The sequence below is a fragment of the Paenibacillus woosongensis genome (assembly GCF_030122845.1).
Lineage (GTDB): Bacteria > Bacillota > Bacilli > Paenibacillales > Paenibacillaceae > Fontibacillus > Fontibacillus woosongensis_A.
In genome coordinates this window covers 2,372,244-2,398,775 of the sequence record NZ_CP126084.1, presented here as the reverse complement: position 1 = coordinate 2,398,775, position 26,532 = coordinate 2,372,244, and the positions used below count along the sequence as shown (strand labels likewise).

The 26,532-nt window shown below is 48.3% G+C and carries 29 protein-coding genes; all 29 read right to left on the bottom strand.

Annotated features, from left to right (window positions below; genetic code table 11):
- Positions 1-5: 5 nt before the first annotated feature.
- The 29 genes from QNH46_RS10945 to fliF all read right to left on the bottom strand — a co-directional run bounded on the left by QNH46_RS10945 (position 6) and on the right by fliF (position 26,523).
- Positions 6-428, bottom strand: a complete 423-nt coding sequence (locus QNH46_RS10945) for a hypothetical protein (RefSeq protein ID WP_155610990.1) — start codon at positions 426-428, stop codon at positions 6-8.
- A 2-nt stretch (positions 429-430) separates the two neighbouring features.
- The gene (locus QNH46_RS10940; RefSeq protein WP_283928407.1) at positions 431-928 is read right to left on the bottom strand and encodes a chemotaxis protein CheD; all 498 of its coding nucleotides are present in this window, start codon (positions 926-928) and stop codon (positions 431-433) included.
- A complete protein-coding gene (locus QNH46_RS10935; protein ID WP_213589397.1) occupies positions 921-1,514 on the bottom strand; it encodes a chemotaxis protein CheC in 594 nt (197 codons plus the stop codon). The genes QNH46_RS10940 and QNH46_RS10935 overlap by 8 nt, the downstream gene beginning before the upstream one ends.
- A 37-nt stretch (positions 1,515-1,551) precedes the next feature.
- Positions 1,552-2,013 (bottom strand): chemotaxis protein CheW, encoded by a 462-nt coding sequence (locus tag QNH46_RS10930; RefSeq protein WP_213588604.1) that lies wholly within the window; start codon positions 2,011-2,013, stop codon positions 1,552-1,554.
- 62 nt (positions 2,014-2,075) lie between these two features.
- The gene (locus tag QNH46_RS10925) at positions 2,076-4,160 is read right to left on the bottom strand and encodes a chemotaxis protein CheA (RefSeq protein ID WP_283928106.1); all 2,085 of its coding nucleotides are present in this window, start codon (positions 4,158-4,160) and stop codon (positions 2,076-2,078) included.
- Positions 4,161-4,187: 27 nt separating this feature from the next.
- Positions 4,188-5,630, bottom strand: a complete 1,443-nt coding sequence (locus QNH46_RS10920; RefSeq protein ID WP_283928105.1) for a protein-glutamate methylesterase/protein-glutamine glutaminase — start codon at positions 5,628-5,630, stop codon at positions 4,188-4,190.
- Between the two features lie 28 nt (positions 5,631-5,658).
- Entirely contained in the window at positions 5,659-6,549 is an 891-nt protein-coding gene (locus QNH46_RS10915) for a MinD/ParA family protein (protein WP_283928104.1), read from the bottom strand.
- The gene (gene flhF, locus QNH46_RS10910; RefSeq protein WP_283928103.1) at positions 6,546-7,937 is read right to left on the bottom strand and encodes a flagellar biosynthesis GTPase FlhF; all 1,392 of its coding nucleotides are present in this window, start codon (positions 7,935-7,937) and stop codon (positions 6,546-6,548) included. The genes QNH46_RS10915 and flhF overlap by 4 nt, the downstream gene beginning before the upstream one ends.
- Entirely contained in the window at positions 7,934-9,970 is a 2,037-nt protein-coding gene (flhA, locus tag QNH46_RS10905) for a flagellar biosynthesis protein FlhA (protein WP_213588609.1), read from the bottom strand. The genes flhF and flhA overlap by 4 nt, the downstream gene beginning before the upstream one ends.
- A gap of 23 nt (positions 9,971-9,993) precedes the next feature.
- The gene (flhB, locus tag QNH46_RS10900) at positions 9,994-11,082 is read right to left on the bottom strand and encodes a flagellar biosynthesis protein FlhB (RefSeq protein ID WP_283928102.1); all 1,089 of its coding nucleotides are present in this window, start codon (positions 11,080-11,082) and stop codon (positions 9,994-9,996) included.
- 15 nt (positions 11,083-11,097) lie between these two features.
- Entirely contained in the window at positions 11,098-11,886 is a 789-nt protein-coding gene (gene fliR, locus QNH46_RS10895) for a flagellar biosynthetic protein FliR (RefSeq protein ID WP_283928101.1), read from the bottom strand.
- Positions 11,887-11,898: 12 nt separating this feature from the next.
- Positions 11,899-12,168 carry a flagellar biosynthesis protein FliQ gene (fliQ, locus tag QNH46_RS10890; protein ID WP_213588612.1) on the bottom strand — a complete coding sequence of 90 codons (270 nt, stop codon included), beginning with the start codon at positions 12,166-12,168 and terminating at the stop codon, positions 11,899-11,901.
- 77 nt (positions 12,169-12,245) lie between these two features.
- Entirely contained in the window at positions 12,246-13,007 is a 762-nt protein-coding gene (fliP, locus tag QNH46_RS10885; protein ID WP_283928100.1) for a flagellar type III secretion system pore protein FliP, read from the bottom strand.
- Positions 13,004-13,540 (bottom strand): flagellar biosynthetic protein FliO, encoded by a 537-nt coding sequence (locus tag QNH46_RS10880; RefSeq protein WP_283928099.1) that lies wholly within the window; start codon positions 13,538-13,540, stop codon positions 13,004-13,006. Before QNH46_RS10880 ends, fliP begins: the two co-directional genes overlap by 4 nt.
- A gap of 11 nt (positions 13,541-13,551) precedes the next feature.
- Positions 13,552-13,917, bottom strand: a complete 366-nt coding sequence (locus tag QNH46_RS10875) for a response regulator (protein ID WP_155610978.1) — start codon at positions 13,915-13,917, stop codon at positions 13,552-13,554.
- 27 nt (positions 13,918-13,944) lie between these two features.
- The gene (gene fliY / locus QNH46_RS10870) at positions 13,945-15,207 is read right to left on the bottom strand and encodes a flagellar motor switch phosphatase FliY (protein WP_283928098.1); all 1,263 of its coding nucleotides are present in this window, start codon (positions 15,205-15,207) and stop codon (positions 13,945-13,947) included.
- Positions 15,197-16,195 (bottom strand): flagellar motor switch protein FliM, encoded by a 999-nt coding sequence (gene fliM, locus QNH46_RS10865; RefSeq protein WP_283928097.1) that lies wholly within the window; start codon positions 16,193-16,195, stop codon positions 15,197-15,199. Before fliM ends, fliY begins: the two co-directional genes overlap by 11 nt.
- A 41-nt stretch (positions 16,196-16,236) precedes the next feature.
- A complete protein-coding gene (locus QNH46_RS10860; protein WP_283928096.1) occupies positions 16,237-16,710 on the bottom strand; it encodes a flagellar basal body-associated FliL family protein in 474 nt (157 codons plus the stop codon).
- 2 nt (positions 16,711-16,712) lie between these two features.
- Positions 16,713-16,931: a flagellar FlbD family protein gene (locus tag QNH46_RS10855; protein ID WP_155610974.1), complete on the bottom strand. Its 219-nt coding sequence runs from the start codon at positions 16,929-16,931 to the stop codon at positions 16,713-16,715.
- Between the two features lie 75 nt (positions 16,932-17,006).
- Complete coding sequence (gene flgG / locus QNH46_RS10850) at positions 17,007-17,825, bottom strand: flagellar basal body rod protein FlgG (RefSeq protein WP_283928095.1); 819 nt, start codon at positions 17,823-17,825, stop codon at positions 17,007-17,009.
- An 83-nt stretch (positions 17,826-17,908) separates the two neighbouring features.
- Entirely contained in the window at positions 17,909-18,292 is a 384-nt protein-coding gene (locus tag QNH46_RS10845) for a TIGR02530 family flagellar biosynthesis protein (protein WP_155610972.1), read from the bottom strand.
- Positions 18,289-18,843, bottom strand: coding sequence for a flagellar hook capping FlgD N-terminal domain-containing protein (locus QNH46_RS10840; protein WP_283928094.1), 555 nt, complete (start codon positions 18,841-18,843; stop codon positions 18,289-18,291). The genes QNH46_RS10845 and QNH46_RS10840 overlap by 4 nt, the downstream gene beginning before the upstream one ends.
- A gap of 18 nt (positions 18,844-18,861) precedes the next feature.
- A complete protein-coding gene (locus QNH46_RS10835; RefSeq protein ID WP_283928093.1) occupies positions 18,862-20,274 on the bottom strand; it encodes a flagellar hook-length control protein FliK in 1,413 nt (470 codons plus the stop codon).
- 50 nt (positions 20,275-20,324) lie between these two features.
- Entirely contained in the window at positions 20,325-21,257 is a 933-nt protein-coding gene (locus tag QNH46_RS10830; protein ID WP_283928092.1) for a MotE family protein, read from the bottom strand.
- Positions 21,258-21,303: 46 nt separating this feature from the next.
- Positions 21,304-21,747: a flagellar export protein FliJ gene (gene fliJ, locus QNH46_RS10825; RefSeq protein ID WP_283928091.1), complete on the bottom strand. Its 444-nt coding sequence runs from the start codon at positions 21,745-21,747 to the stop codon at positions 21,304-21,306.
- A gap of 10 nt (positions 21,748-21,757) precedes the next feature.
- Positions 21,758-23,077 carry a flagellar protein export ATPase FliI gene (gene fliI, locus QNH46_RS10820; RefSeq protein ID WP_283928090.1) on the bottom strand — a complete coding sequence of 440 codons (1,320 nt, stop codon included), beginning with the start codon at positions 23,075-23,077 and terminating at the stop codon, positions 21,758-21,760.
- Entirely contained in the window at positions 23,074-23,919 is an 846-nt protein-coding gene (locus QNH46_RS10815) for a FliH/SctL family protein (RefSeq protein ID WP_283928089.1), read from the bottom strand. Before QNH46_RS10815 ends, fliI begins: the two co-directional genes overlap by 4 nt.
- Positions 23,912-24,916, bottom strand: a complete 1,005-nt coding sequence (gene fliG / locus QNH46_RS10810) for a flagellar motor switch protein FliG (protein ID WP_283928406.1) — start codon at positions 24,914-24,916, stop codon at positions 23,912-23,914. The genes QNH46_RS10815 and fliG overlap by 8 nt, the downstream gene beginning before the upstream one ends.
- Positions 24,917-24,939: 23 nt before the next feature.
- Positions 24,940-26,523 carry a flagellar basal-body MS-ring/collar protein FliF gene (fliF, locus tag QNH46_RS10805; protein WP_283928088.1) on the bottom strand — a complete coding sequence of 528 codons (1,584 nt, stop codon included), beginning with the start codon at positions 26,521-26,523 and terminating at the stop codon, positions 24,940-24,942.
- Positions 26,524-26,532: the final 9 nt, after the last annotated feature.

Here is a 26,532-nt window from a genome sequence, read left to right as displayed (position 1 = left end):
CCTCCTTAGTTTTCTGTCAGGTGACGAACAACTTTAGCCAGCTCTTCAGGATCTTTGTCATCAGGTGTCTTAACCAGTCTTGGCGGGTTTAACGGTGTAAAATCGTTATTTCCTGTCTGACTTCCCGGTGGCTGCTTTAGCAATTCGTTCAATTCATCCGTTTCATCCGGTGTCGTCAAGTCAAGCTGTCCGCCCTTACCCTCGTCATCATGAGGCGTAATAAGATCCTCGTTCGTTGAGACAGGAGACATCTCTTTCATGAAACCGATCATCCAATTGGCCGCATACGATAGCCCAAACCAAACTACGAATGCGATGAGTCCCCGAATGAGGCTTGTCGAAAACAAATTGCTGCTAGATGCGACTGCAAATGTAATCAGAAATCCAAAGAGTCCAAACAACATGTAATATTTTAGTTTTCCTGCCATGGCTACAATTCCTTTATACCCTTTTGTACACTGCGTATAAATAATATACCCGTTTCGCAATCGAGTTCGATCGTTCTTCCGTAATTGCCCCCCGTGTCCTCAGCTAACAACGGGATGCCCAGCTCCGACAGCTTCTCTTTGCATGATTCTACATTTCTCGGGCCAATCCGCAACGAATCTCCCGTTCCCGCAAAGGTGAACATTTGAGATCCGCCCGCCATTTTGGCCACAATGCGTTTTTTGTCTGCTCCGCTCGAAAGCAATTGTTCTAATAATGCCGGTACGGCAGTATCCGCATACTTGGCAATATTGAGCTCGCCCTCGCGGGCGATGGTGGATGTCGGAAGCATGACATGGGCAAGGCCAGCCATTTTGGCTAGCGGATCATACAAAGTAAGTCCTACACAAGAGCCAAGCCCAGTTGTCCGAATAAGCCCTGCTTGCTGGATAATATTGAGATCTGCCATGCCGACCTTCACGATTCGCTGTTCCTCAATCATCATTCATCGGTACTCCTAAGGCGGTAAATATTTTATCGAAGGATTCAGGATCCGGGATAAGGAAAAATTGTCCCTCCACTTCTTGCTGGTCCTCGATGAATGTCGTATCTATTAGCAACGCGGAATCACCCATTTCGCCGAACTGCAGCAGCCCGTAACTCAATATTGCTCCAGCCATATCCATCGCCAGCGCGGGAACGGTCGGCGTCATGGCCAGCGAGGTGAAATCGGCGAGCGAAGACAGATAGGAGCCGGCCAAAATATTACCAATTTCCGAAAGAGCCGACCATTCCATCTCGGAAAACTCCTCCTCGCTCTCCACATGGATTCCCGCAAGACGATGAAGCAGCTTCTTCGCCCCTTCCGGACTGAGGATAAAAAACAGATTTCCGGGAGCATCGCCTTCCACTCGCAAAAAGATGGCTAGAACAATGCACTCCGCTCCTCCAACCTTTTCAGCCACCGCCTCAAAAGGCAGCATTTGAACTTTGGGCACGGCCATGTCAATTGGTTTGTTAAGCAGTCTGGATAAGGCGGTGGCGGCATTCCCAGCGCCGATATTGCCGACTTCCTTTAACACATCCATTTTAAAATCTGCAAAACCTTTGAACAGATCCACTAGTTTAATCCTCTAAACTTTCCAATTGAATGATTTCAGAGCGGTTCAGCACCTCAGACAAGTTCAGCATGACCAGGAGGCGCTCCTCGGAAATGCGGGCGACGCCATGCAAATACTTCGCTTTAATTCCTCCGACCACATCCGGCGGGGAATCGATCACATCGCTGTTCAGATCCATGACATCGTTCGCCGAATCAACGATAAAGCCAACTTCCATCTCATTTACCGCGACAATAATAATTCGGGTCTGATCCGTGTACTCCGTTTCCGGAAGGCCGAAGCGCCCGCGCAAATCAATGACAGGAATGACGACGCCGCGTAAGTTGATGACTCCCTTTACGAACGAGTACGTTTTCGGGACACGGGTTATTGGCATCATGCGCTCGATCGTCTGAACTTTGTCTACCTCAATACCGTATTCTTCCTCACCCAGTTTAAATACGATGACTTTCAATTCCTCTCCCATGGAAAATCCTCCTTTATGGTTATGGCAAGACTCATCCGCCCTGCCTCCCTTGCGTATAGCCTTTACTTAATGAATGCGTTAGGGTCTACAATCAGAGCTACTTGTCCATCACCTAGAATCGTCGCCCCGGCAACACCCTGCACCTGAGGCAAATATTTGCCCAAATTCTTAATGACGATTTCGCTTTGGCCAATGAAATCTTCAATGGTCAATGCCGCCAAGCGTTCGCCCTTACGGATGACGACGATTTCTGTTTCCTCTTCCGCATTTTCATCGAAATCGGCAACCTCGAACAGATTGGCCAAAGACATTAGAGGAATATGAGCGTCCCGGTATGGCACCATCGTATAGCCATGAACGCTGCGAATCTGGTTGCGTTGAATGATGCCCGTTTCCACAATCGATGAAAGGGGTATCGCGTACTTCTCAGACCCAACCTTGATCAGCATCGCAGAAATAATAGATAGCGTAAGCGGTAGCTGAACCGAGAACTTCGTTCCTTTGCCCAGGGTCGAGGTCACGGACACGACGCCGCTTAACGATTCAATCTTGGACCGTACGACATCAAGACCAACGCCGCGTCCGGAAATGTCCGAGATGACTTCAGCCGTACTGAAACCTGCTGCGAACAGCAGCATGTACACCTGTTCGTCCGACATCGTTGCCGCCTCACTCTGTGTAACGATTCCATTCTTCAGCGCTTTGTTCAAAATTTTATCACGGTCAATGCCGCCGCCGTCATCCTCGATTTCGATAAACACATGGTTACCGCTATGGAATGCGCGAAGCTGAACGGTTCCCGTCTCCGGTTTGCCTGCCGCGATCCGCTGTGCAGTCGGCTCGATACCATGATCCACTGCGTTTCTAAGCAAGTGTACGAGAGGATCCCCGATTTCGTCGATGACTGTGCGATCCAGCTCGGTTTCGGCCCCAAGAATCACCAGGTCGATTTTCTTATCCAGCGATTTGGCCACATCTCGAACCATTCGCGGAAAACGGCTGAATACCGTGTCGATCGGAACCATGCGCAGCTTAAGGACAATATTCTGGAGGTCGCTGCCCACGCGGCTCATATGCTCCACCGTTTCGGTCAAATCGGAACGTTTGATTTCATGAGCCAGCTGCTCCAGCCTGGAGCGGTCAATCAGCAATTCGCTGAGCAAGTTCATGAGCACATCCAAACGCTCGATATCAACGCGGATTGTACGAGAAGGAGCTGCTCCGCCGTTTGCTCGGGCACCTGTTTTTGCTTCCGCCTTGGCAGCCGTTTGCGGGGCCTCCGGCTTCACATCGGACGGTGCCGCTGCGGCTGCGGTGGCCGGTGCTTCTGCAGTTCCAGCCGCGGCTGCTTCCTGAACCCCTGAGGAGAGCTGGTTCAGTGTTTCATGATCTAGCGGCATTACTTGCGCCGATTCAATTTCTGAAAGATTGACGATCATGCTCTGCAGCTCAGCTGCATCTTTCTGCGTTATGTAATACAGCGAAAAGCTGCGTTCAAACTTCTCCTGCTCAATCTCTTGTACCGAAGGATGGGATTTAACGACTTCGCCATAGCGCTCGAGCAGGTCGAAAACTAAATAAGCACGGGCGGCTTTTAATTGGCAGTCTTCGCGGATCGCAACCTCAATGTACAGCACCTTGTGGCCTTCAGTGATCGATTGCTCCAGGACGGAGTACTGGAACTCGTCCAGTTGAATGCCAGTGCTAGCCGTCTTAGCAGCAGGAGCTGCCTGCGAGGAAGCCGCACTGTCCGCTCCCCCAGGAATCTCACCTCGTACGATCGCTTGAAGTGAAGTAACAATAGATTGAACATCAGCTTTGCCATCGCCGCCATTCATAATATCCTGAACCATCATTTGCAGGGCATCGAGACTCTTAAATAGAGTGTCAAAAATATAATCCTGCATTTTCAATTTTTCATTACGTACCAGATCAAGCACGTTCTCCATTTGATGCGTAAGCGAGGATAAGTCCTCAAACCCCATCGTAGCAGCCATTCCCTTTAGGGTATGCGCGGAGCGGAAGATAATTTGTACGATGCCGATATCATCCGGCGCTTTTTCCAGTTCTAGCATATTTTCGTTTAATGATTGCAAATGATCGTTGGACTCATCGATAAACATGGATAAATACTGATTCATGTCCATGGTGAGGCACCTCCTCTAAGAGATTCCTTATTTCACTACTTGTACGAGCTTAGGACCTATTTCTTGTAACGGTAAAACATGGCTTACACAATGAAGTTCAATCGCAGAGCGCGGCATGCCGTAAACGACGCATGTCTCCTCGCTTTCGGCGATCGTCGAGGTTACCCCAGCCTCGTACAGTCTCTTCATCGCTCTAGCCCCGTCACTGCCCATTCCTGTCAGCAGCACGATGTGCCTTTTCAAGGAGCTGAGCGGAAGCAATGATTCGTACAACACCTCAACGGATGGCCGGTGGCCATTTCGCTGCTGTTGGCTGTTCAGGGTAATCTTATATCCGTCTGATCCATAAACGACATTCATATGAAACCCGCCAGGCGCAATATATGCGGTACCGGGCAGCAGCTTCATTCCCTCCTCGGCCTCAACGACGCGAAGCTGGCTTAAACTGTCCAAACGCTGTGCAAGCGATTTGGTAAAGTTCGGCGGCATATGCTGCACGATCACAATTGGTGCCGGAAAGTTCCGGGGTATTTTTTCCAACACAGCCTTTAAAGCCTTCGGTCCGCCGGTTGAAGTGCCGATAGCTACGATATCCGTAAAACCGGTCTTGGTATGCTTTTGGGCTGAGGGCTTAGCGCCAGCTTCTTCTTGAGGCCCCGTTACCTGCACTGGGGCTTTGTCCTTCTGAGCCACAAGCTTTTTCGTGCCTTGATCCTGAGCTGCAGGACTGCTTCTTGATACAATTTCTGGATCAGTCCTGTTTGCCTTGCCTCGCTTGTTTGCCGTCTCGGCGCTTGTCTTCCGGGATCGGTCTTGATCGCTCCTCGCTCCGTTCAAGACATCCCGCTCCAGCTTAACGGCACCCGATTTGGGAATTTGCTCTTTGGCAGTAGCCGAAGCGAGAGGCTCCATCCCACGGATGACTGTCATGCGTTCAGGTTTAGGTTTGCTTAACGCTCGTCCAGCCTCGGTATCTGCGCTATGTGTTGTCTTAGCGGCTGATGCTGGCCGGAGAGAATTCAGCTCAGCTTGCGTATGCAATCCCGACTCCCGTGCTGCTTTACGTTCCTTCATCAGCATGGCTGTACGGATCTGTTCATGGAGTTCAAGCTTCACCTGCCTGATATCATGGGAACTCGTTGAAGCAGAGGGTTTTCGAATGAAATCGAAGGCGCCAAGCTCAAGGGCCATGATCGTCTCGCGCATCCCCTGCTCGTTAATGCCCGAAAGCATGATCACGGGAAGCGGCTGGCGCTCCATAATAATCTTTAAAGCATCCAGCCCATTGAGCTCCGGCATTTCCACATCCATTGTGACCAAATCCGGCGAGAGCAGGCCGATTTGCTCAATGGCCTCTCGGCCATTCCGAGCAGTGCCGATCACTTGAAAATCAGGATCCTGCTCAATTAAGTCCGACACGATCTTTCTCATGAATGCCGAATCATCAACCACCATTATCCGGTAAGGCATAGTCCCACCCCTGTTCCTTAATGCAGAATCATTTTGTGCGTTTAAGCCATCTGTGCATAAATCCTTTGATTCCTGTCAAGGTATCCTTTTGCCCCATCTGCGGAACTTCCAAAAATCTCATCGCTAAACGCTGAATATCGCGCGCAGCTACACAGCTAGGAAAAGCGGTTGAAAATGGGAGTTGTTTCTTGACCGCTTGCATCACATGCGGATCGTCATGAATATGTCCAAGCATGGCGATTTCCATATCGAGAAAGCGTTTGGCTACCAGCGACAGCTTATCGGTAACCTGCTTTGCCTCCTGCTGGTTTGCAACCCGGTTAACGACAAGCCGGAACGGCACTTCCTGTTCCATGCCGTGAACGACTTTGATTAATGCATAAGCATCTGTTATCGATGTTGGCTCCGGAGTGGTTACTACAATGCACTCGTCAGCTGCCGTAATGAATTTTACGGTTTCCTTGGACAAGCCTGCACCAGTATCGAAAATGATGTAATCCATCTTCTCCGAAAACTCTTCAATCTGAGCTGTAAAATAGTTCAAGTCGGATTCCGATAAAGTAAACAGGTCCGCCATTCCCGAGCCGCCTGCAATAAAAGGCAGACCGTTTGTTCCAAGCTCGATGATCTCCCCCAAATTCTTCTCGCCTTTTAAGAGATGATACAGATTGTACCTTGCCCTGACGCCCATCAGCACATCGATATTCGCCATCCCGATATCCGCATCAAAGATCAGCACCTTGCGGCCGAGTGTTTTGAGGGCTAAAGCGAAGTTCAAGGTGAAATTGGACTTGCCGACACCGCCCTTGCCGCTGCTAACGGTTAAAATCCGGGCAGAATTTGATCTTGGCGCCAGCCTGTCGTAAGAGCCTTCCAGCTTTGATACAAGCCGTCTAAGAGCCTGGGCCTGGTCATTCATGTTCTTTGCGCTCCAAGGAGCATATTCGTGAACAGGTCATTATTTGCAGACAGTAAATCATCAGGGACATTCTGACCGTTTGTTACATATGACACCTGCATGGGATACTCATGCAGCAAATTATAGATGGGTCCCACGCTTTGCGTTTCGTCTAGCTTCGTAAATATCACCTTCTGGATGCCATATTTGCTAAAGTGCTCGGTAATTTTCATCATATCTCGACTTTTAGAGGTCAAGCTCAACACCAAATAAGTTTCGCTATGCTCAGATGGGCTTAGCAGGCTATGCAGCTCTGCCACATACAGCTCGTTAAGGTAGTTCCTCCCTGCCGTATCCATCAGGATCAAATCGCAATGCTCCAATCGCTGCATGGCCCTTTGTACATCGCCTGGCGATTGAACCACTTCGAGCGGAACGTTTAAAATCGAGGCGTACGTGCGCAGCTGCTCGATCGCAGATATACGATACGTATCCGCCGTAATAAACCCGACCTTCTTGCGAAGGCGAAAAATCTGATCCGCCGCGAGCTTGGCAATGGTCGTTGTTTTGCCGACACCCGTTGGACCTACGATATAAACAACTTTAGTTCCGTCTTGAATCCCTTCGCCAATGCGGTCCTTTAGGAATGTTTGCGCACTGGCTCTGATTATCGCCACAAGCTCTTCATCACTCATCGTTTTCCCGTCGTTTTCCCAGGCTGTAAAGGCTTCATCTACCCATACATCGGCAAGCTCCGGGCTGACTTCTTGCTCGGCGAGCCGCTCTTTTACTTGACTAAGCGGCTCCGGGAGCTCCGGCAGACCTTCTTGGAAACGCGCCAGCTTCGTCATCAGCATTTTCATCTGTTCGATTTCAATGAATAGACGATCTTCCTTCGAACTGCTTAAGGGCGTGGAAGCAGAGCTCATTGAACCAGCTGCACTCGCAGGATTAACGGTGTCTGCGCTTGTCTTGTGGGTTGCTAAACGCAGGAGTTCTTCCTGAGAAAGAGGATCCTCCTCCTTTGCGGCTGCGATGACGGCCGCCGACAAACGGTTGTCCTTAGACGGAAGCTTCTCCTCGTCTGCTGTAGCCACAGGCTGACTATGACCTGTAGCTTGCGACGTCATTGCCGTTGATTTGCGATAAGCCTCCGGTACGGCCCGGGGCACAATCGGCGGGAATGAAGGAGAAGAAGCGACGGGCCGAGAGGGCTTCCCTTTCGGCGCAGTAGCTTCCTTGCTCTCTGATGCGGCAATGACTTCGATTTTTCGCTTCTGGAACATTCCTAGAAATCCGCCGATTTTCAGCTCCTTTGTGCTTAGTATGACGGCATCTTTTCCTAGTTCATCGCGAATTTTCTGCATCGCATCAGGCATAGTGTCGACGATATACCGTTTTACTCTCATAAGTTCACCACTCCGACACTCTGAATTTCGACATTCGGCTCAAGCTCACTATAAGACAGCACCGGTACATCCTGCATCGTCCGTTCCATCACCTGCCGCAAGTACATGCGGATCGTCGGTGACGTGAGAACAATCGGCTGCTGTCCGGATTGAATGAGCCGGTTGATTTGCTCCGTCAGTTTCTGGTAGACCGTTTGAGTAGAAGCTGGATCTAGGGCCAAATAACTGCCCTGATCGGTCTGCTGTACGCTCTCGGCAATTTTCTTCTCGAGCGATGGACCTACGGTAATAACCCTCATCGTCTCGCCTTGCTGCGTATACTGCTGCGTAATCTGTCTGGATAACGCCTGCCGCACATATTCGGTCAATACGTCAGGGTCCTTCGTATAGGTTCCGTAGTCGGCTAACGTTTCAAATATCGTTACCATATCGCGGATCGATATTTTCTCACGCAGCAATTTGGCTAGTACTTTCTGCACATCTCCGATGGTAAGAACCGAAGGAATCAGTTCGTCGACAAGCACAGCATAATTCTCTCTAAGATTATCGACAAGCGCCTTCGTCTCTTGTCTGCCAAGAAGCTCATGAGCATGCTTCTTGATCATTTCCGTCAAATGAGTAGCTACGACGGATGGTGGATCTACCACCGTGTAACCTGATAACTCAGCCCGGTCTTTGGTCGATTCATCAATCCAAAGCGCCGGCAATCCAAAGGCTGGTTCCTGGGTCTCTATACCTGTAATCGTTTCGTCGTCCATCCCAGGACTCATGGCCAAATAGTGATTAAGTAATAATTCACCACGACCCACGATATTTCCTTTTATTTTGATGACATATTCATTCGGTTTTAGTTGAATATTGTCACGAATGCGAATGACGGGTACGACCAGCCCCATTTCCAGGGCACATTGCCGCCTGATCATGATGATTCGGTCTAGCAGATCTCCGCCTTGTCCGGTATCAGCAAGCGGAATCAAACCGTATCCGAATTCAAATTCAATCGGATCAACCTGCAGTAAATTGATAACACTCTCCGGACTGCGTACCTCTTCGATCTCCTGCTCCTCCTCTTCCTGCTCCTGCTCGATTTGACGGCGATCCAGATTTTTCTGCATCCGGTAAGCCGCAAAGCATAACATTCCAGCAAAAGGCAAAGTCGTTATCGGTCCTATCGGAGTAAAAAGTCCTAGCATTGCTATCGTCCCGGCAACAATATAAACCAGCTTCGGATAAGAGAACAGTTGGCCTGTTATATCCTCTGCAAGATTGCCTTCCGACGATGCTCGGGTAACAATCAAACCGGCTGCCGTGGAAATGAGCAGCGCCGGAATCTGGCTGACCAAACCGTCCCCGATCGTAAGCAGTGAATAAGTGGAAAGCGCCTCGCCAAACGGCATTCCATGAATCGACATTCCGATGATAAATCCGCCGATAAGATTAATGAGGAGAATGATGATACTGGCAATGGCGTCACCTTTAACGAATTTGCTCGCCCCGTCCATTGCTCCGTAGAAATCCGACTCTCTTTCGATCTTGCGTCGGCGATCCCTAGCCTGCTGCTCGTTAATCAAGCCGGCATTTAAATCTGCGTCAATACTCATCTGCTTGCCGGGCATCGCATCCAAGGTGAAACGTGCCGCTACTTCCGCCACGCGCTCCGAACCCTTGGTAATGACGATGAACTGCACGACAACTAGAATCAGAAACACGATAAAACCGACGACAGGCTGGCCCTGCGACACCCACGATCCAAATGTCGCAACCACGTCCCCAGCCTTCGCTTGTCCTAAAATCAGCTTCGTTGTCGAAACGTTCAACGCCAGCCGGAACAACGTGGTAATGAGCAGCATCGCCGGAAAGATGGAGAATTGTAATGCCTCCTTTGTGTTCATGGCGACGAGCAGAATCATAAGCGCGACCGATATGTTGATAATGAGAAGAATATCCAGCAGCCAAGTCGGGATCGGAAGAATCATTAGTAGAACGATGCCGATAATTCCTAAAAGTATAAATAAATCCTTAGCCTTCTTCATGGCTCCGCCTCCGATCCCGTCCATTATTTACTCTTACCTTTCATTCTATATACATAAGCCAGCACTTCGGCCACGGCTTGAAACAAATCCGCAGGAATCGTATCCCCGATTTCCGCTCTTTGGAACAATGCACGAGCCAGCGGCTTGTTTTCCATAATAATAACGCCGTGTTCCTTAGCGATCTCTCGAATACGAAGGGCAACGTAGTCCTGACCCTTGGCAACGACTTGTGGAGCATCCATTTCCGAGCCTTCGTATTTCAAGGCAACCGCAAAATGGGTCGGGTTCGTAATAATCACATCCGCTTTAGGAACTTCTTGCATCATACGCTGGAGCGCCATACGGCGCTGTCTTTCACGTATTTTGCCTTTGATCAGCGGATCGCCTTCCATTTTCTTGTACTCATCTTTAATGTCCTGCTTCGACATTCTCAAATTTTTCTCGTGATCATATTTCTGGTACATATAATCAAGTACCGCTAGTACAAATAAAGCGGCGCCAATCTTTAATCCTAGGTTCATCGTCAGCTTCGAAGTAAAGTAAAATGCATCCTCGATCGTGACGTGGCCTAAAGAAGCAATATTGCCCCGTTCTCCCCATATCGTCGTATAGACCAAAAAACCAATGATAGTTAGTTTAAGAACGGACTTTAAAAATTCGACTAACGAACGCATCGAGAAAATTCTTTTGAATCCCTGAATAGGGTCCAGTTTTTTCAACTGCATTTTTAAAGGTTCCCCAGTAAGGAGGAAGCCGACCTGGGCGTAGTTTGCTACGGCAGCCATAACGACCACGATCAACAGCAGAGGCGCCAGAAGCAATAAAATCTGAACGGCGTAGTCCCCAAACATCGTCATGACATTTTCATTCGTTACGTCCATATTCAACCGGTGAAAATATACATCAGAAAAAAGAAGCATCAGCCGTTCCTTCATATATCCCCCAAACATGAGCAGACATAAAAATCCGGATAACAGCACGACTGAACCTGATAAATCCTGACTTTTCGCAATCTGGCCTTTCTTCCGGGCGTCCTGCCGTTTTTTGGGCGTGGCCTTCTCTGTTTTCTCACCGGCAAACAACTGCAGGTCCAGCGTATACCGGAACGACATAACGATCCCCCTATCCTACGTCGGTCTTTGCCCGATCGTACCGAACAAATTATGCAGCGATTTAAACAATACCTGAAACAGATTCTCGAACGCGTAAATCAAGCTGGGGATTAGCAGCAGAAGCATCGCTAGTCCGACCATAATTTTGAGCGGGATCCCAATGACAAAGACGTTAAACTGGGGAGCCGTTCGTGCCAAGAATCCAAGCGCCACATCGGTTATGAAGAGTGCAACAACCAGTGGGGCCGCCAATTGAAACGATAATAAGAATGCTTGGCTAAAGGTTCTGACTAAAAATTCAGAAAGAGTTCCATGATATATTCTCTGAAACAGCTCATTGGACAAAGGCATCCAGTTATAGCTGCGAATGACGGCATCCAGCAAGTAATGATGACCATTCATCGACAGAAATAACAAAGTGGCAATAATGTATTTAAAGTTGCCCAGTACAGGCGCCGAAGCTCCGGTCATCGGATCAATCACGTTCACGATCCCGAATCCCATTTGAATATCGATAAAAGATCCCGCCATCTGAATAACCGTAAAGAGCAATTGGGCCACATATCCCATCAGCAACCCGATCAGCAGCTCGCGAACCACCAATAATAGATAGTTGAGATCGCTTGGAATCGCCTGATTGAAGCCCTGTATAATGACAATCAACAATGCGATCATTGCCGACAAGCCAACTTTGAATATATTAGGAACACCACGTGATGAAAATATCGGAGCTACGACAAAAAATGCTGTCATTCGACAAAAAACAAGTAAAAAAACTGAAATTCCTTGCAGTAAGATCTCCATAATCCTTTTCGCCTAACCGATATAATTAGAAAGATTGTTTAAAATACCGTAAGTGAAATCAACCATAGTCGTCAAAATCCAAGGGCCAAACAATAGCAGGGCAAGCAAAACGGCAATAATTTTAGGAACGAATGCTAGCGTCTGTTCCTGGATTTGTGTCGTCGCCTGGAATATACTCACAATCAGCCCGACCGCCAACCCAATGACAAGCATTGGCGCACTCACCTTCAGCACGGTATAAACCGCTTGTCCGGCCAGCCCGATTATAAAATCCGTATTCATTCCGTCTTCCCCCTATGTTTGATGTAATCTACCCGGATCTGTCCGCCGGAATCCGAAACAAAACCACCGCATTCCGGCTAAGGACTAAAGCTTGCCAGCAACGACTTCACAACGAGATACCAGCCATCAACTAGAACGAATAGCAAAATTTTGAACGGCAGCGATATCATCACTGGAGGCAGCATCATCATCCCCATCGCCATTAGCACGCTCGCCACGACGATATCAATGATCAGAAACGGGATGAATATCATAAAGCCCATTTGGAATGCCGTCTTGAGCTCGCTAATCGCATATGCTGGCACCAATACAGAAATCGGCAAATCCTCGTAACTGGCCGGCTTGGCCGTTTTGGTGTAACTCAGAAATAATTGGAGATCCTTGGGGCGCGTATGCGAGTACATAAATTTCTTCATCGGTACAGCCGCTTTATCCAATGCTTCTGTTTGTGTCAGTTCACCCTTGATATAAGGCTGTAAAGCTACCTCATTAATCGTAGACAATGTCGGGCTCATGACGAATAGAGTCAGAAATAACGCCAATCCGATCAGAACCTGGTTGGGAGGCATTTGCTGCGTTCCCAAAGAGTTACGCACAAATCCAAGTACAATTACGATTCTCGTAAAGCTCGTCATGAGGACAAGTATCGCTGGTGCGATACTTAATACCGTGATGAGCAAAATAATCGAGAGTGAGCTCGTGCCTGGCTGCCCATCCGAATTTCCTATTTGTATTCCGATATCCGGGATCGGATTCACTGGCGCGGCAGAAACGGCCGACACCGTCAGCATACTGCATAACGCTAGCATTAATCCTACAATTAAGACCTTTTTCTTCATGAATTCCTCAACCGATCTGTAGATTGTTCTTCTTTGTCCTGAAGGAGCTCCTCCATTTGCTGCTTCCGAGTAGGCATCTTTCTTAGCTGTGACTGAAATACTTCATGGAACCTTGTCTCGTCTAGTTCCTCTTCCTCTGGAGTAGGTTTGCGAAAACGAGAGACCAGACTTCCTATAACAGAAGCCAGTCCGGGAAATTCAGCCCCCTCTTCTGCAAATGCCTGGTGCAGTAAGACTACCTCTTCCGGATCGCTTATTTTATCGACTAAGGAAATGTCTTCGCCTACGCCGACGAGATAGACATTTCCTCCGATTTCGATAACCTGCAAGGATTTGTTTGGTCCTAGACCGACGGCCCCTAAAATGCGGATCGATCGGCTTTGGGACAAATACCGGTTTCTTTTACCAAGAAATCGAATCAATAATACGATTAAAACAATAATAATAGCCAGCACAAAGATAACCGTTAGCAAGTTACCCCATATATTAATGTCGCTGCCAATCGGCTGGTAATCCGGCTGATTCGAGTTCATCTCTATTTATCCTACAAACCTAAAGTCTTATTGATTGCTTCAATAACCCGGTCGGATTGGAATGGCTTAACGATGAAGTCCTTGGCACCGGCTTGAATCGCGTCGATGACCATCGCCTGTTGACCCATAGCCGAGCACATAATAACTTTTGCATTCGGATCTAGTTGTTTGATTTCTTTGAGCGCGGCAATGCCGTCCATTTCTGGCATCGTAATGTCCATAGTAACAAGGTCCGGCTGAAGCTCCTTAAACTTCTCGACAGCCTGCGCGCCGTCTTGTGCTTCCCCTACAACCTCGAAACCGTTTTTCGTCAAAATGTCGCGGATCATCATTCTCATAAAAGCAGCATCGTCTACGATTAAAATTCGGTTTGCCATTGATTTAAAATCCTCCCTAAACTTCTACTATTGTAATTTTTGAATTCGGTCCCATTGGCTCACAATATCTGTCACACGTACGCCAAAGTTCTCGTCAATGACGACAACTTCGCCTTTGGCAATCAGCTTGTTGTTCACAAGAATATCTACCGGTTCGCCGGCAAGCTTGTCCAGCTCGATAATCGAGCCTTGGGACAATTCTAAAATATCCTTAATTTGCTTCTGGGTCCTTCCTAATTCTACGGTGACTTTAAGGGGTATGTCCATCAGTAAATTTAAATTATTCTCATCCACCTGTCCGTAGGCAGGAGCCCCGAAATTAGCGAATTGCACCGGCTGAACATTTAAGTTACGCCCTTGCATTCCGCCATAATGCTGCGGCTCGTGATATGGCTGTCCTTGCGGCGGCGGATAATAGCCCTGATCCTGCATCGGAGGCATCATTGGAGGCTGCTGAGCAGCGGATGCCGTTGGATGCTGTGCCGGCGGCTGTGTATAAGCAGGCGTCTCTTCAAAGGATGAAGGCATGCTTGCTGGCGCTGGTGCAGAAACTGGTGCCTGCGCTGGTGCTGGAGCTGCTGCAGCCACACTCTCTCTAGAGGTTGATTCTGTAACCGCACCGTTAATCAGGCTGTCTACCATTTCTTTCGAAAACTTGACCGTAAGAAGCTGCATGATTGTCGAATCAATCAAATCTCCGATTGTAAGCCTGAATGAAATTTTAATGAGTGTCTCATCGGGAGGCAGACTTCCCACCCCGGTTCCATTCGACATGTTCAATATATCAACGCCTGGCGGCGAAATATTAACGAACCGATTAAAGATCGTCGACATCGACGTCGCCGAGGAACCCATCATTTGATTCATCGCTTCTTGAACGGCACTGATGTGAATTTCGTTCAATTCTTCTTCAGCCGGATTACCGTCTCCGCCGAGCATAAGATTTGCAATGACTTGTGCGTCCTTTGTCTTAATGATCAGGGAATTGATCCCTTCGAATCCGTCCACATATTGGACATGAATCGCTACATGTGGCTTTGGAAACTCCGTTTCGAATTGTGAACGCGTTATAATAGAAACTTTTGGAGTTGTAATATCTACTTTTTTGTTAAGCAAAGTTGATAAGGCCGTAGCAGCACTGCCAAAAGTAATGTTGCCGATTTCGCCCAAAGCATCTTGCTCGAGCGGTGTCAAGTAATCATCTACCGTCGGTTCGGACGGCGAATCGCTATTTGCCTGCTTAAGCAGAGCGTCAATTTCCTCTTGGGACAAATAATCTTTACTCGTCAAGTTCCTCAACTCCTTCGCTGACAATTTCGTCAATTTGAACGGCGACTCGATCTTTAAGCGTACCCGGACTGCCGATATATTTCAGTTTGTCGCCGACTCTTATGGCGAGCCCGTCATGAACAGGCTTGTTTAGGGAAATCACATCTCCGACAGACAACCCTAAAAATTCTTGAATCGTAAGTTGTGACTCTCCAAGTTCAGCAACGATCGGCAGTTTAGCTTTGTTTACGCGATTGCGAAGAGCATCCACCTCTTCGGGAACACGCGACTTCTTCTGGGATACGAACCAATGATGAACCGAGAGCTTCGGCATGATCGGCTCGATGACAACATGCGGAATACATAAGTTGATCATTCCCGTCGTGTCACCGATTTTAGTACTCAGCGAAATGAGGGCAATCGTCTCGTTAGGCGAAACGATTTGCATAAACTGAGGATTCGTCTCCAATCCTTCCATTCGCGGACTAATGTCAATGACGGTTTTCCAAGCCTCCTGCAGGCTTTCAAAAGCCCGGCTAAAAATTCGTTCCATAATAATTGTCTCAATTTCAGTCAAAGCCCCGATTTTGGACGGGGCCATTCCAATCCCGCCGAGCAGTCTATCCAACATAGCAAATGCGACGTTTGGATGAACTTCGAGCACCATTCTTCCTTCCAATGGCTCTGCTTCGAATATATTAAGAATCGTCATTTTGGGTATAGAACGTATAAATTCATCATAAGGCAGCTGTTCGACTTGAACGACGTTGATTTGGACAAATGTACGGAGCTGCGCTGAAAAATAGGTGGTAAGAAATCTCGCAAAATTCTCGTGAATCCGGGTTAAGCTGCGGATATGATCCTTGGAAAACCTTACCGCCCGTTTAAAATCATAGGCCCGGATTTTCTTCTGCGTTTCTTCCTTTTTCAGTTCCTCTGCATCCATTTCACCAGAAGACAACGCGGCGAGCAGTGCATCGATTTCGTTCTGCGATAATACATCTACCAAACATCTCACCCCCTTCAAGGATTTAATCGATCGATATTGATCTAAATAGCCTGCATAATGAATTCTGTAATATCGATTTGAATCAATTTCCCTTCAGGCAGTGATGTATTGATCAAATTCAACAATTTCGTGCTCAAGTTATCTTTACCCTTAGCGCCGATCAGATCTTCCGGCTTCGTGTCGGCAAGCGTTTTGATAATAATCGGTTTGATTTTGAAATCTTTAATTTTGTCAAAGGATTCCTTGGACGATTCCCGATCCAATTGGAATGCGAAGTTCATAACGACTACATAATTCGGATCCGACAAATTCGTTTTGATTCCGTCCATGGACGATGTAACTTTCACCAGCTCATCCGCTGACAGCTGTGCTGGCTGGCCTACATTTTGTACTGCTGTGTTGACTTCATTGCCTGAGTTAGGCTTAGTCATTTGATTCACAAGCAGGAAAGCTGCCATTACGATTAAAGTGATTGCGAGTAGCATCGTAATTAGCCAAGGCGCCATTTTCTTCATGACTATTCCTCCGTTTGTTGCACTTTAATGGTTGCTGCATGGATACCGATCTCAGTGTAGTATTCATTCACCTTCGCAATAATGTCGGCGGCCTTCTCCAGCACGATCATACGTTTACCCGTAACGAGGGTTACGTATGTATCAGGTGTTTCTTCTACTGTTTCGATCATAATGGCGTTCAACCATGCTTGTGTTCCATTCAAACGTGTTACAGATATCATGTAAACCCTCCATTCGGGAACCGTATTTTAATGATGATACGGAGGAAGGGTTACCCTCCCCCGCTATTTAGCGAATTAACGCTTCAGGTTTACTACTTCTTGCAGCACTTCATCCGAAGTCGTGATGATTCGGGAGTTCGCTTGGAATCCGCGCTGCGCAACGATCATTTCTGTAAATTCACCAGTTAAATCAACGTTGGACATTTCAAGCTGTCCAGAAATGATCGCACCGGTTCCTAATTCAGCGTTGTTTCCTGTCGTTGGCTCCAGTTCATCGATGTTGGCGTTGGGGCTCAAACGGTACAAGTTTCCGCCGATTTTCTCCAAGCCCTCAGGGTTAACCACACGAGCCACCCCAATCGCCTCACCCGCTTCAATTTCGCCATTAGCCATCTTCATCATGATCGTACCATCCTGCGCGATCGTGAAGGCTACTACCTCCTCGTCCAGCGGCTCAAGCGGAGCGCCGTCTGCGCTCCAAACGCGCAATCCATCGGAAGTGACCAGTTGACGAGCAGCATCCAAATGGAAATCCCCTGCTCTGGTCAAAAATGGCACTTCCTGATCTTCACCTAAGGAAACCATGAAGAAGCCGTCCCCATCGATCCGCAAGTCCAGCGGATTGTTCGTTGTCATCGCACTACCGGCCATGTGAAGCGTATCAATGGAGCCGATCGACACGCCAAGTCCGATTTGCTTCGCATTAATGCCGCCCACTCCGTCATCGGTTGGAGCGGTAACACCGGAAACCGTCTGGCTCATAATGTCCTTGAACATGACCCGGCCTGCCTTAAACCCTACCGTATTCACGTTAGCGATATTGTTGCCGATGACGTCAAGTTTAGTTTGAAACCCGCGCATTCCAGATACGCCCGAATACATCGATCTTAACATTTAGTCAATTCCTCCTTGGAACTTTGATTAAGCCACTTCAGTCGGTCGGTGACTTATTGGCTCTCCGTTTCCGGGCCAGCCAGTTAAGAAATAATTATGGCGCTGTCGATTTGCGTGAATACATTGTCTTTCATGCTATTCCCGTCCATGGCAGTAACAACAGTCCGATTATGGACGTTCACGATCAAAGCCATATCTTTTAATAAAATCAGCGAATCTTTGGCGCCTTTTGCCGCCGCATTATCGATAGCCGATTCAATCTGATGTAGCTGTTCCGGATGCAGTTGAATTCCCCGTTGTTCGAGGCGTTTTACAGCATGATTGCTGAAATGAAGCAACCGGTTTTGCAGCATTTCCTCAAACGTTGCATCCTGCGGCTTAGCCGTTCCCGTAGGTTTGGCTTGAGCCAGCGAATTCGGTTGAATTCTTCCAGGATACAAGCTGCCTATGCGGATTGGTTCATTCATGGTGAGTCAGCTCCATCTAAAGAGCTGTTCTGATTATCTGACTGTGCAGATCCCTCTGTATCCGATTCTTCTCCGACAAGATTATCGCCAGGAACTGGCGCTTCATCAATTTCCAGAATATCTGACAGCTTAATTTCCTTGTCGCCAACTTTGGCATACTGGACATTATCCCGAATAACAATTCCCTCGACGATTCCGCTGCCACTCGAGGTGACAGTAGTTTTACCCGTCTGGATATCGTATTCGCCAGTATATTCCGTTTCGATCCAGGATACCCGCTTGCCAATCAATCCCGATACCGTTCCTAAAGATTGGTTCATGACATCAAGCTGTTTAGAAATATTCATTAATTGCTCAACCGACGTGAACGTTGCCATCTGAGCGATGAATTCCTTGTCCTGCAGCGGCTGCATCGGATCCTGATTCTGCAGCTGAGTAATAAGTATCTTCAGGAACTGGTCTTTGCCCAGCGTCTGATTGTCTTCTTGGCTCTTGCTTGTAACGTTCTGTGCTGAATAGCCCGGCCAAGAGACATTTGGGAAATTAGACACGGCTTTTCCTCCTTTCCATTAAACTCTGGCGACAAAGGAACTTCCATAATTCTCTTCCCGAGTTCTCACTTCAGAAATCCAATCATGCCATTCGTCGTTCAAATCTCCCAAAGCTAACAGATCTTCCTCGCGAACTTCGCGACGTTTGTTGTTCTGCTGCTGATGCGCATCGCTGCTATGCTGGCGTCCATCCTGATACATATGGGAGGACAATGAAGAGTTTTGCGTCACTTCCAGCTTGTTTACTTGCAGCCCCTGCGCTTGCAGCGCCGATCTTAACTGCGCCATCTGGCTTTCAAGAGATTCTCTCGCAAAGGCGTGTTCCGTAACAAACTGGGCAATTAACTGTCCGTTTTGCAGGGTGATTCTCACGTCGACCTGGCCAAGATGCTCCGGATATAGAGAAATTCTGGCCTGCGACATACCTTGAAGCTTAATGACTTCGAACTTGTTAACTAGAAACGCTCCCATTTCTTTGCCGAACTGTTCAACAGGCACAGGCACCGCAGGTGCAGCCGGTTTAACAGGAGCTGCAAGGCCGTCTCGCATGGCGAGTTGTCCCGCTGTCACGACATTGCCTGTATGAAGCACATTTCCTAATTCTTCTGCATCAGCTACGCCTGTAGTTTCAGCCGCGCCTGCCACGTGAACTAAGCTTCCTTTGCCCATGTTCTGAGTTGCATGACTCGCCAAAATCGTATGAGCTGTTTGGGAATCAGCGGACTGCTGGTTCGATCTATTCCCGGCCGTCTGGCTGGAAGCATTGCTAACGATCGTTTGAATGCTGTTTTCCAGAATGGATGCCCAATTGGCATTCGCTGTATTTCCTCCGCTCGGCTGATCAAGTGTTAGGTTTGCTGCTTGACGCGCACCAAGGACTTGCTGCAGCACTTCCAGCAACTGCTGGGACGGCAGAGTCGAAGAGTTAGCCCCACTTAGCTGGCCGGAAGTATTCATCAACTGTACCAATGCATCTTGAATCGCAAAGCGCATTGTCTCTGGATGCTGGGCTAGAACTGAAATCTGAGCGCCGTCAGTTCCATTGACAACTGCAGCATCGCCGTGTGCTGGCTCAGTAATCAACTGTACTCCTTGCAGCCATGCCTGAAGCACAAACAATAAAGAAGGGTCCTTCTCCATGGCCTGATCCAGCTCGTCCAACTGCCCTAACAATCCGTTGATCACCGCTTGCAGATTCAGAAGCTCGGCATCAGCCGCCTGCTGCTCGTCCGAATTCGTTAATCCTACTAACCCTAAAGATTGCAGAGGAGCTCCTGCTTCAGCGGATGCAGCATTTCCAAGCAGCATGGCTACTAGAGTCTGGTCAAATGCTTGGCCAGCAGCCTGGCTTCCGCCCGCTTTGCCGTTTGCAGATACCATTATTCCAGCGGCAGCATTTCCTGCGGATAAGTTGGATATAAATTGACTCATTTTATATTCACCTCCTTTCCCCAAGAAAACGTGTTACTTCACCTAATAAATTATTTGCTTACAAGCTTATTCAAAATTTTAGCGGTAAGCTCTTCATCTTCTTTCGTCATGGCCGCCAGAATTTTGGACCTTGTTCCATCGTCTACGGCATTCAAAATTTTCAACGCTTTATCCGGACTGATTTTGTGTGTCTGGATAATCAGCTTGGAAGCTGCGTCTGCCGACATCCCTGCAAAGGTTTGACCTAGCTGCTTATCATCCAGCCCTGCTGTAGAAGCCGCGGCTTGAGCTGAGGACTCGGCATCCTTTTTCAGCCTGGACTGCAAAGCGGCAATCGCCATGTCATCAGCAGGCTTCGCATCCTTAAGCAGGATTGAAATATCCGCCGCCTTGGCAGGATCCATTTTTTCGAGAATGGCTACTTTGCTCTCATTATTCATTAAGCTGAGCATTTGCAGCGTTTCTTCTATGGTTAATTTCTCTAAAATGGCTGCCGCCTTGCTGGGACTCATCTGCGCGTAAAGCTGGGACAGCTTCTTGACTTCTTTCTGGTAGGCCTCATCTTTAGCGGTCTCTTCCTTCTCGATCGCTTCCGCTAAAGCAGCATCCAGTTGAGCCTGAAGCTGCTTTACTTTATCCTCCTGCGCTGTTGCCTGGCGGTTCGCTTCTTCCAGTTCCGCATCCTTTTGAGCAACTTGATCCTTCAATTCCTTAACAGTCGCTTCTGTGCTCTCAGCCTGCTTCTTGGCTTCATCTTCCTCTTTATCCCCCGCTGTCTCGACACCCTCGGGGTCCGGCACAAAATTCCTTACAATCGGTATTTTGTTGCCAAAATCGATCATCGCTGCCCGGACGTTCATATTAAACAACGTCAGAAGAACTGCCAGCAGGACAACTGTAAATAATATTGGCGTCACGAAGAACAAAAATCTAGCAAATCCACTGCCCGAATCCAAATCTTCTTCTAAATCCGCCTGCGCCATTCCATTCCCTCCTTCGCAAACCCATCGCTGATGCCCGTGTTACTCCTTACCGGGCTTTCATGGCAAACCGGACCGTAGCTATTTCGTCCAGTTCGTTTTGTTCCCGAAGAAGCATTTCGTGCTGATATTTGTGTTTAGCCTTTTCTTTTGCCTTGAGCCAGACTTTCTCATCCAGCATTTTACCGTTCAACACGGCCTTCTTCTTCTCAACATTTGCTTCTGCACGCCGGATGTCGCCTAGCTTGCTTTCAATGCAATTCTCCAAATAATCCATATAAAGCTGCAATTCCTGAAGTTTGATCATCGATGCTTTATTCCCCATTGCAGACTGAATGGCCGTGAAGGTTCGCACCTTATCCTCCTCCAGCAATTCGAGGGAGCGCTGCTCCGCCTGCAACTGGCCGACGGCAGCGGATAACATCCATTCAGCCTGCGTCTTCTGATTGGACTTCAAATCGACAACTTTCTGGTAGACGTAACGGAACTTCATCCTCTACTCGTCATCTCCTCGCAAATTCAGCAATTAAACGTTCCTGTACTTCAGACAATGTGGATTTCTCGTTCACCTTCTGCTTGGTAAAGCTCCAAATGCTATCGATATATTTCAGAGCCTCGTCAATTTCATCGTTTGAACCCTGCTGATATGCTCCGATGTTAATCAGATCCTCAGAATCTCTGTACACGGACAGCAATCGTTTTAGATTCTCCGCTGCCTCGCTCTGCTCTTCCGGCACGATATCCTTCATGACGCGGCTGATGCTTGCCAAAATATCAATCGCAGGGAAATGGCCCTTATTTGCGATATTCCGATTAAGCACGATATGTCCGTCCAAAATCCCCCTCACCGCATCCGCGATAGGCTCGTTCATATCATCCCCGTCGACAAGCACGGTGTAGAATGCCGTAATTGAACCGGACGGCCCCGTTCCCGCACGCTCCATAAGCTTCGGCAAAGCTGCGAATACCGACGGGGTATACCCTCTCATCGCAGGCGGCTCGCCTACGGCGAGTCCAACCTCGCGCAGCGCCATAGCGTACCGGGTTACGGAATCCATCATCAGCATGACATTCAGACCACGGTCACGGAAATATTCAGCAATGGTCGTAGCGATCAGAGCGCCCTTCATCCGAATCAACGCCGGCTGGTCGGAGGTTGCAACGATAACGACGGATCGCTCCAAGCCTTCCGGGCCGAGATCGCGTTCAATAAAATCCAGAACCTCGCGACCACGTTCGCCGATAAGCGCAATCACGTTGACATCGGCCGAGGTGTTGCGGGCGATCATGCCCATCAGCGTACTTTTACCGACCCCCGAGCCGGCAAAAATACCAACGCGCTGTCCTTTGCCAATCGTAAGCAACCCGTCGATGGCTCTAACACCAATGCTGATCGGCTGGGCGACGCGAGGCCGGGTCAGCGGATTCATCGGCTTGTTATATGTGGAATAGTGACCCATTCGGGCTGGGATCAACGAGCCGTCCAGCGGTTCGCCAAGTCCATCAAGCACTTTCCCGAGCAGCTCTGAGCCGACCTGCACAGTTAAAGGCTTCCCTGTACCAACCACGTCACAGCCCGGACCGATCGACTGCAGCTCCCCGAGAGGCATAAGCAGTACTTTATTGTCCCGGAAACCAACAACCTCGGCTCTAAGCGGCTCCGAGGATTTACTCGGATAAATATAGCAAAGGTCGCCGATGCTCGCATCCGGTCCCTCGGATTCAACCATCAATCCAATAACTTGCGTCACTTTGCCATTAATTCGTATCGGGTCCATATGCCTTAGATGGTCTATATATTTCGCTGCATCAAGTTTCATCATGAGCTTGTCCCCGGGTAGTCTTCATTATCGAGTGAAATCCGCAGAAGTTCCTTTTTGATTTCGGCAAGCTGTGTATCGATTCTAGCGTCGACACTTCCGAAAGAGGAACGAATCACGCAGCCTCGGTCCTGAACTGTCGCATCGGGTAAAATCTGAAGTTCAGCTTGCGAATCGATGACTAGGCTGAGTTCTTCACGCGCCGCCTGAACAAAAGCAAATTGAGCCGGCGAGACGCAGAGCGTGATTACGCCCTGCTCTCTTTTTCTGGACAAGCTTCTCTTGACGAGATCCAGCACATAGTCCGGTTCCAGGCCTAATTGCTTATCGATCACTTTCTCCGCAATCGAGCAGCTCAGTTCAACAACGAACGGTTCGGCTTCCTGAATAATCCGTTCTTTTTCCAAATAAGCCTGCTCCAGCACAGCGCTCGCCTCGCTCATCATCTGCTCTATTGTTGCCTTAAGCGACTGCTCCGCCTGCTGCTTGCCTTCTTCATATCCTTGATTAAACCCCTCCGATTTGAGGGCCTCGATCAAATGTTCATCCTGCTCTCGTTGCTCCTGCCACCATGCTTCGATCTGGAGCTTGGCTTCGGCAAGCATATTCTCCGCTTGCTCCGAGGCTTCCCGGATTTGCCGTTCGGCGAATTCTTTAGCATCGCTGAGCATTTGCCGCCTTGCCTCTTCAGCCGCTATATCTTCAGCGGAAATCGTCTGAATCGGAGCCTCAGAATTGTCATCATCTAATTGTTGATCCTGGGGGGATTCATATGCCTTTCCCAGATTCAATTGTTTGAGAATGTCGACCGGTACATATTGGGACACCTTAATCAAATTAGACAATGATGTCATCTCCTCCGCCGCGGGCTATAATGATCTCTCCGGCTTCTTCCAATCTGCGGATCGTTGCTACAATGCGAGTTTGAGCTTCTTCCACATCACGAAGCCGCACAGGCCCCATATATTCCATTTCTTCCTTGAAAGTATCCGACATGCGTTTGGACATGTTGCGGAATACCGCTTCACGAACTTCCTCACTGGCCACTTTAAGCGCAAGCTGCAAATCGGAATTCTCGATATCGCGAATAATCCGCTGAATCGAACGGTTATCGATATTGACGATATCTTCAAATACGAACATCCGCTTTTTGATCTCTTCTGCGAGCTCAGGATCCTGAATTTCAAGGGAATCCAAAATCGTTCTCTCCGTACCGCGGTCGACCCCATTCAAAATTTGAACGATCGATTCGATACCGCCAGCACTTGTATAGTCCTGCGTTACGGTCGCCGATAGCTTCTGCTCCAGCACCCGTTCTACTTGGGAAATAACCTCTGGAGAAGTGCTGTCCATCACAGCGATTCTCCGGGCCACATCCGCCTGTTTCTCCTGCGGCAGCGAAGAAAGAATCGCTGCTGCTTGCTCAAACTGCAGGTATGACAATACGAGCGCAATCGTCTGAGCGTTCTCATTCTGGATAAAGTTCAATATTTGATTAGGATCCGCCTTGCGGGCAAAATCAAAGGGTCTGACTTGCAGCGTTGCCGTCAAGCGATTAATGATTTCGAAGGCTTTGGTGGAACCCAATGCTTTCTCCAGAATTTCTTTGGCATAATTAATGCCCCCTTGCGTGATATATTCTTGAGCAAGGCAAATCTGATGAAATTCTGCCATAATCATTTCTTTTTCGCTGCTGTCCACTTTACGGACGTTAGCGATTTCGAGCGTCAGCTGCTCTATCTCATCATCACGTAAATGCTTGAATATTTGCGCTGACACCTCGGGACCGAGCGTTATCAGCAAAATAGCCGCCTTTTGTTTTCCGGTAAGACCAGAAGTCATCGTTTTTGACACTACGTTCACCTCTACTCGTCTGCCAGCCAGGTACGCAGCAGGTTAACAAATTCATCCGGCTTCTTCTTCGCCAGCGTTTCGAGCTGTTTACGCACTTGACTTTCGTTCGTAATAGTATCCAAGTTGATCGACGGGAATTCCGGAGGTAAAGGCAGCGGCAGCTCTTCTTCCTCTTCTTCCTCTTTTTTGCGGCGACGGAACACAAGTGCTCCAATCCCAGCTCCAACTAACAGAACAGCGATCGCCCCTCCCCATACCCATGGGTTAGATAAGGCAAGGCCGGCAGCTTTTTCTTCCGATCCATGAAAAGTTTGTGAGAAAACAGCAACTTTTTGCTGGAGTTCAGCGTCTGTATAAGTAGTACCTGAATCGGCAAGATAAGATCTGACGATATTCGCTAATATGTTCTCAATTGCATCCTGGGTGGCTTGATCCAAAGAATCTTGTCCAACAGGTGGTTCAACTGCTACATTAATGGTTAAATCTTTAACAACATAAGGACTCGCTACGATGTCCTTCGTTATACGGTTGACCTCATAGTTTATCGTGGAAGAGGATTCTTCGGAACTCACTCCGGTACCGCTGCCGTCAGCAGGATAACCCGGTACGTCTTCAGTTCCGGTGCCAGGAATTCCGCTATCCGGATTGCCTTGGCCGGTATAGCTTTTCTGAATTCTTTGAGCACTGATCTCAATTCCCCGCATATTTTCGGTATCAACGGGGGTAACAAGATTATTTTTCTCAATAATTTGATCGAAATTAAGCGTTGACGCTACTAGAACCTCGATTTTATCAGGCCCTGTCAACTTGGAAAGAAACTGTTTAACGCTTCGGCTTACATCACTTTCAAACTTCTTCTGTAGAGCCATATTCTCCTGGACAGCGGTCGTAAGAGAACCGAGATTGCCTCCTTGCCCCGTAGGCAAAAGTACGGTGTCATCACTCGAGGTGATGGTAATATTCTCGATCGGCAGGTTAGGTATGGATGTCTTCACAAGGTTGAAGTATCCATCCACTGCTTCCTGATTTGGACGATATCCCGGTTTGAAGCCGATGACGATCGAAGCGGATGCCTTCTGCTGTTCTTCCGGACTGGCGAATACATTTTCCTCCGGCAAGTTAATCAGGACCTTGGCATCTTGTACACCCTTCATACGCTTCAACAGCTGCTCCACTTCACCATTGAGTGCGCTTCTGTATTTCACGCTGAATTCATTGTCCGTCATACCGATAAGGGAAGAACTCTCGTTAAAAGCTTCCCAGCCGATAGAGCCGTTTTTCACGATACCCTGCGAGCCTACGTCCACTTTCACGCGAGACGCTTCCTTGCTAGGCACGGAAATGCTAGTTCCATCCGCGCTTAATTGATAAGGAATACCGCTTGATTCAAGGTGATTCATGATGCCCGCAGCATCTGTAGAATCCAAATTCGTAAAGGCTACTTCATATTCCGTTTTAGAAAACTGAATCGTCAACAATATTACTGCCAATAAAATGATCGCTATCGTCGATATTAATAGCGTTTTTTGCTTACTGCTGAAATTATTCCAATATCCGGTCAATCGATCCCGGTATTGGGCGATTCTCTCATTCACAATGTCACC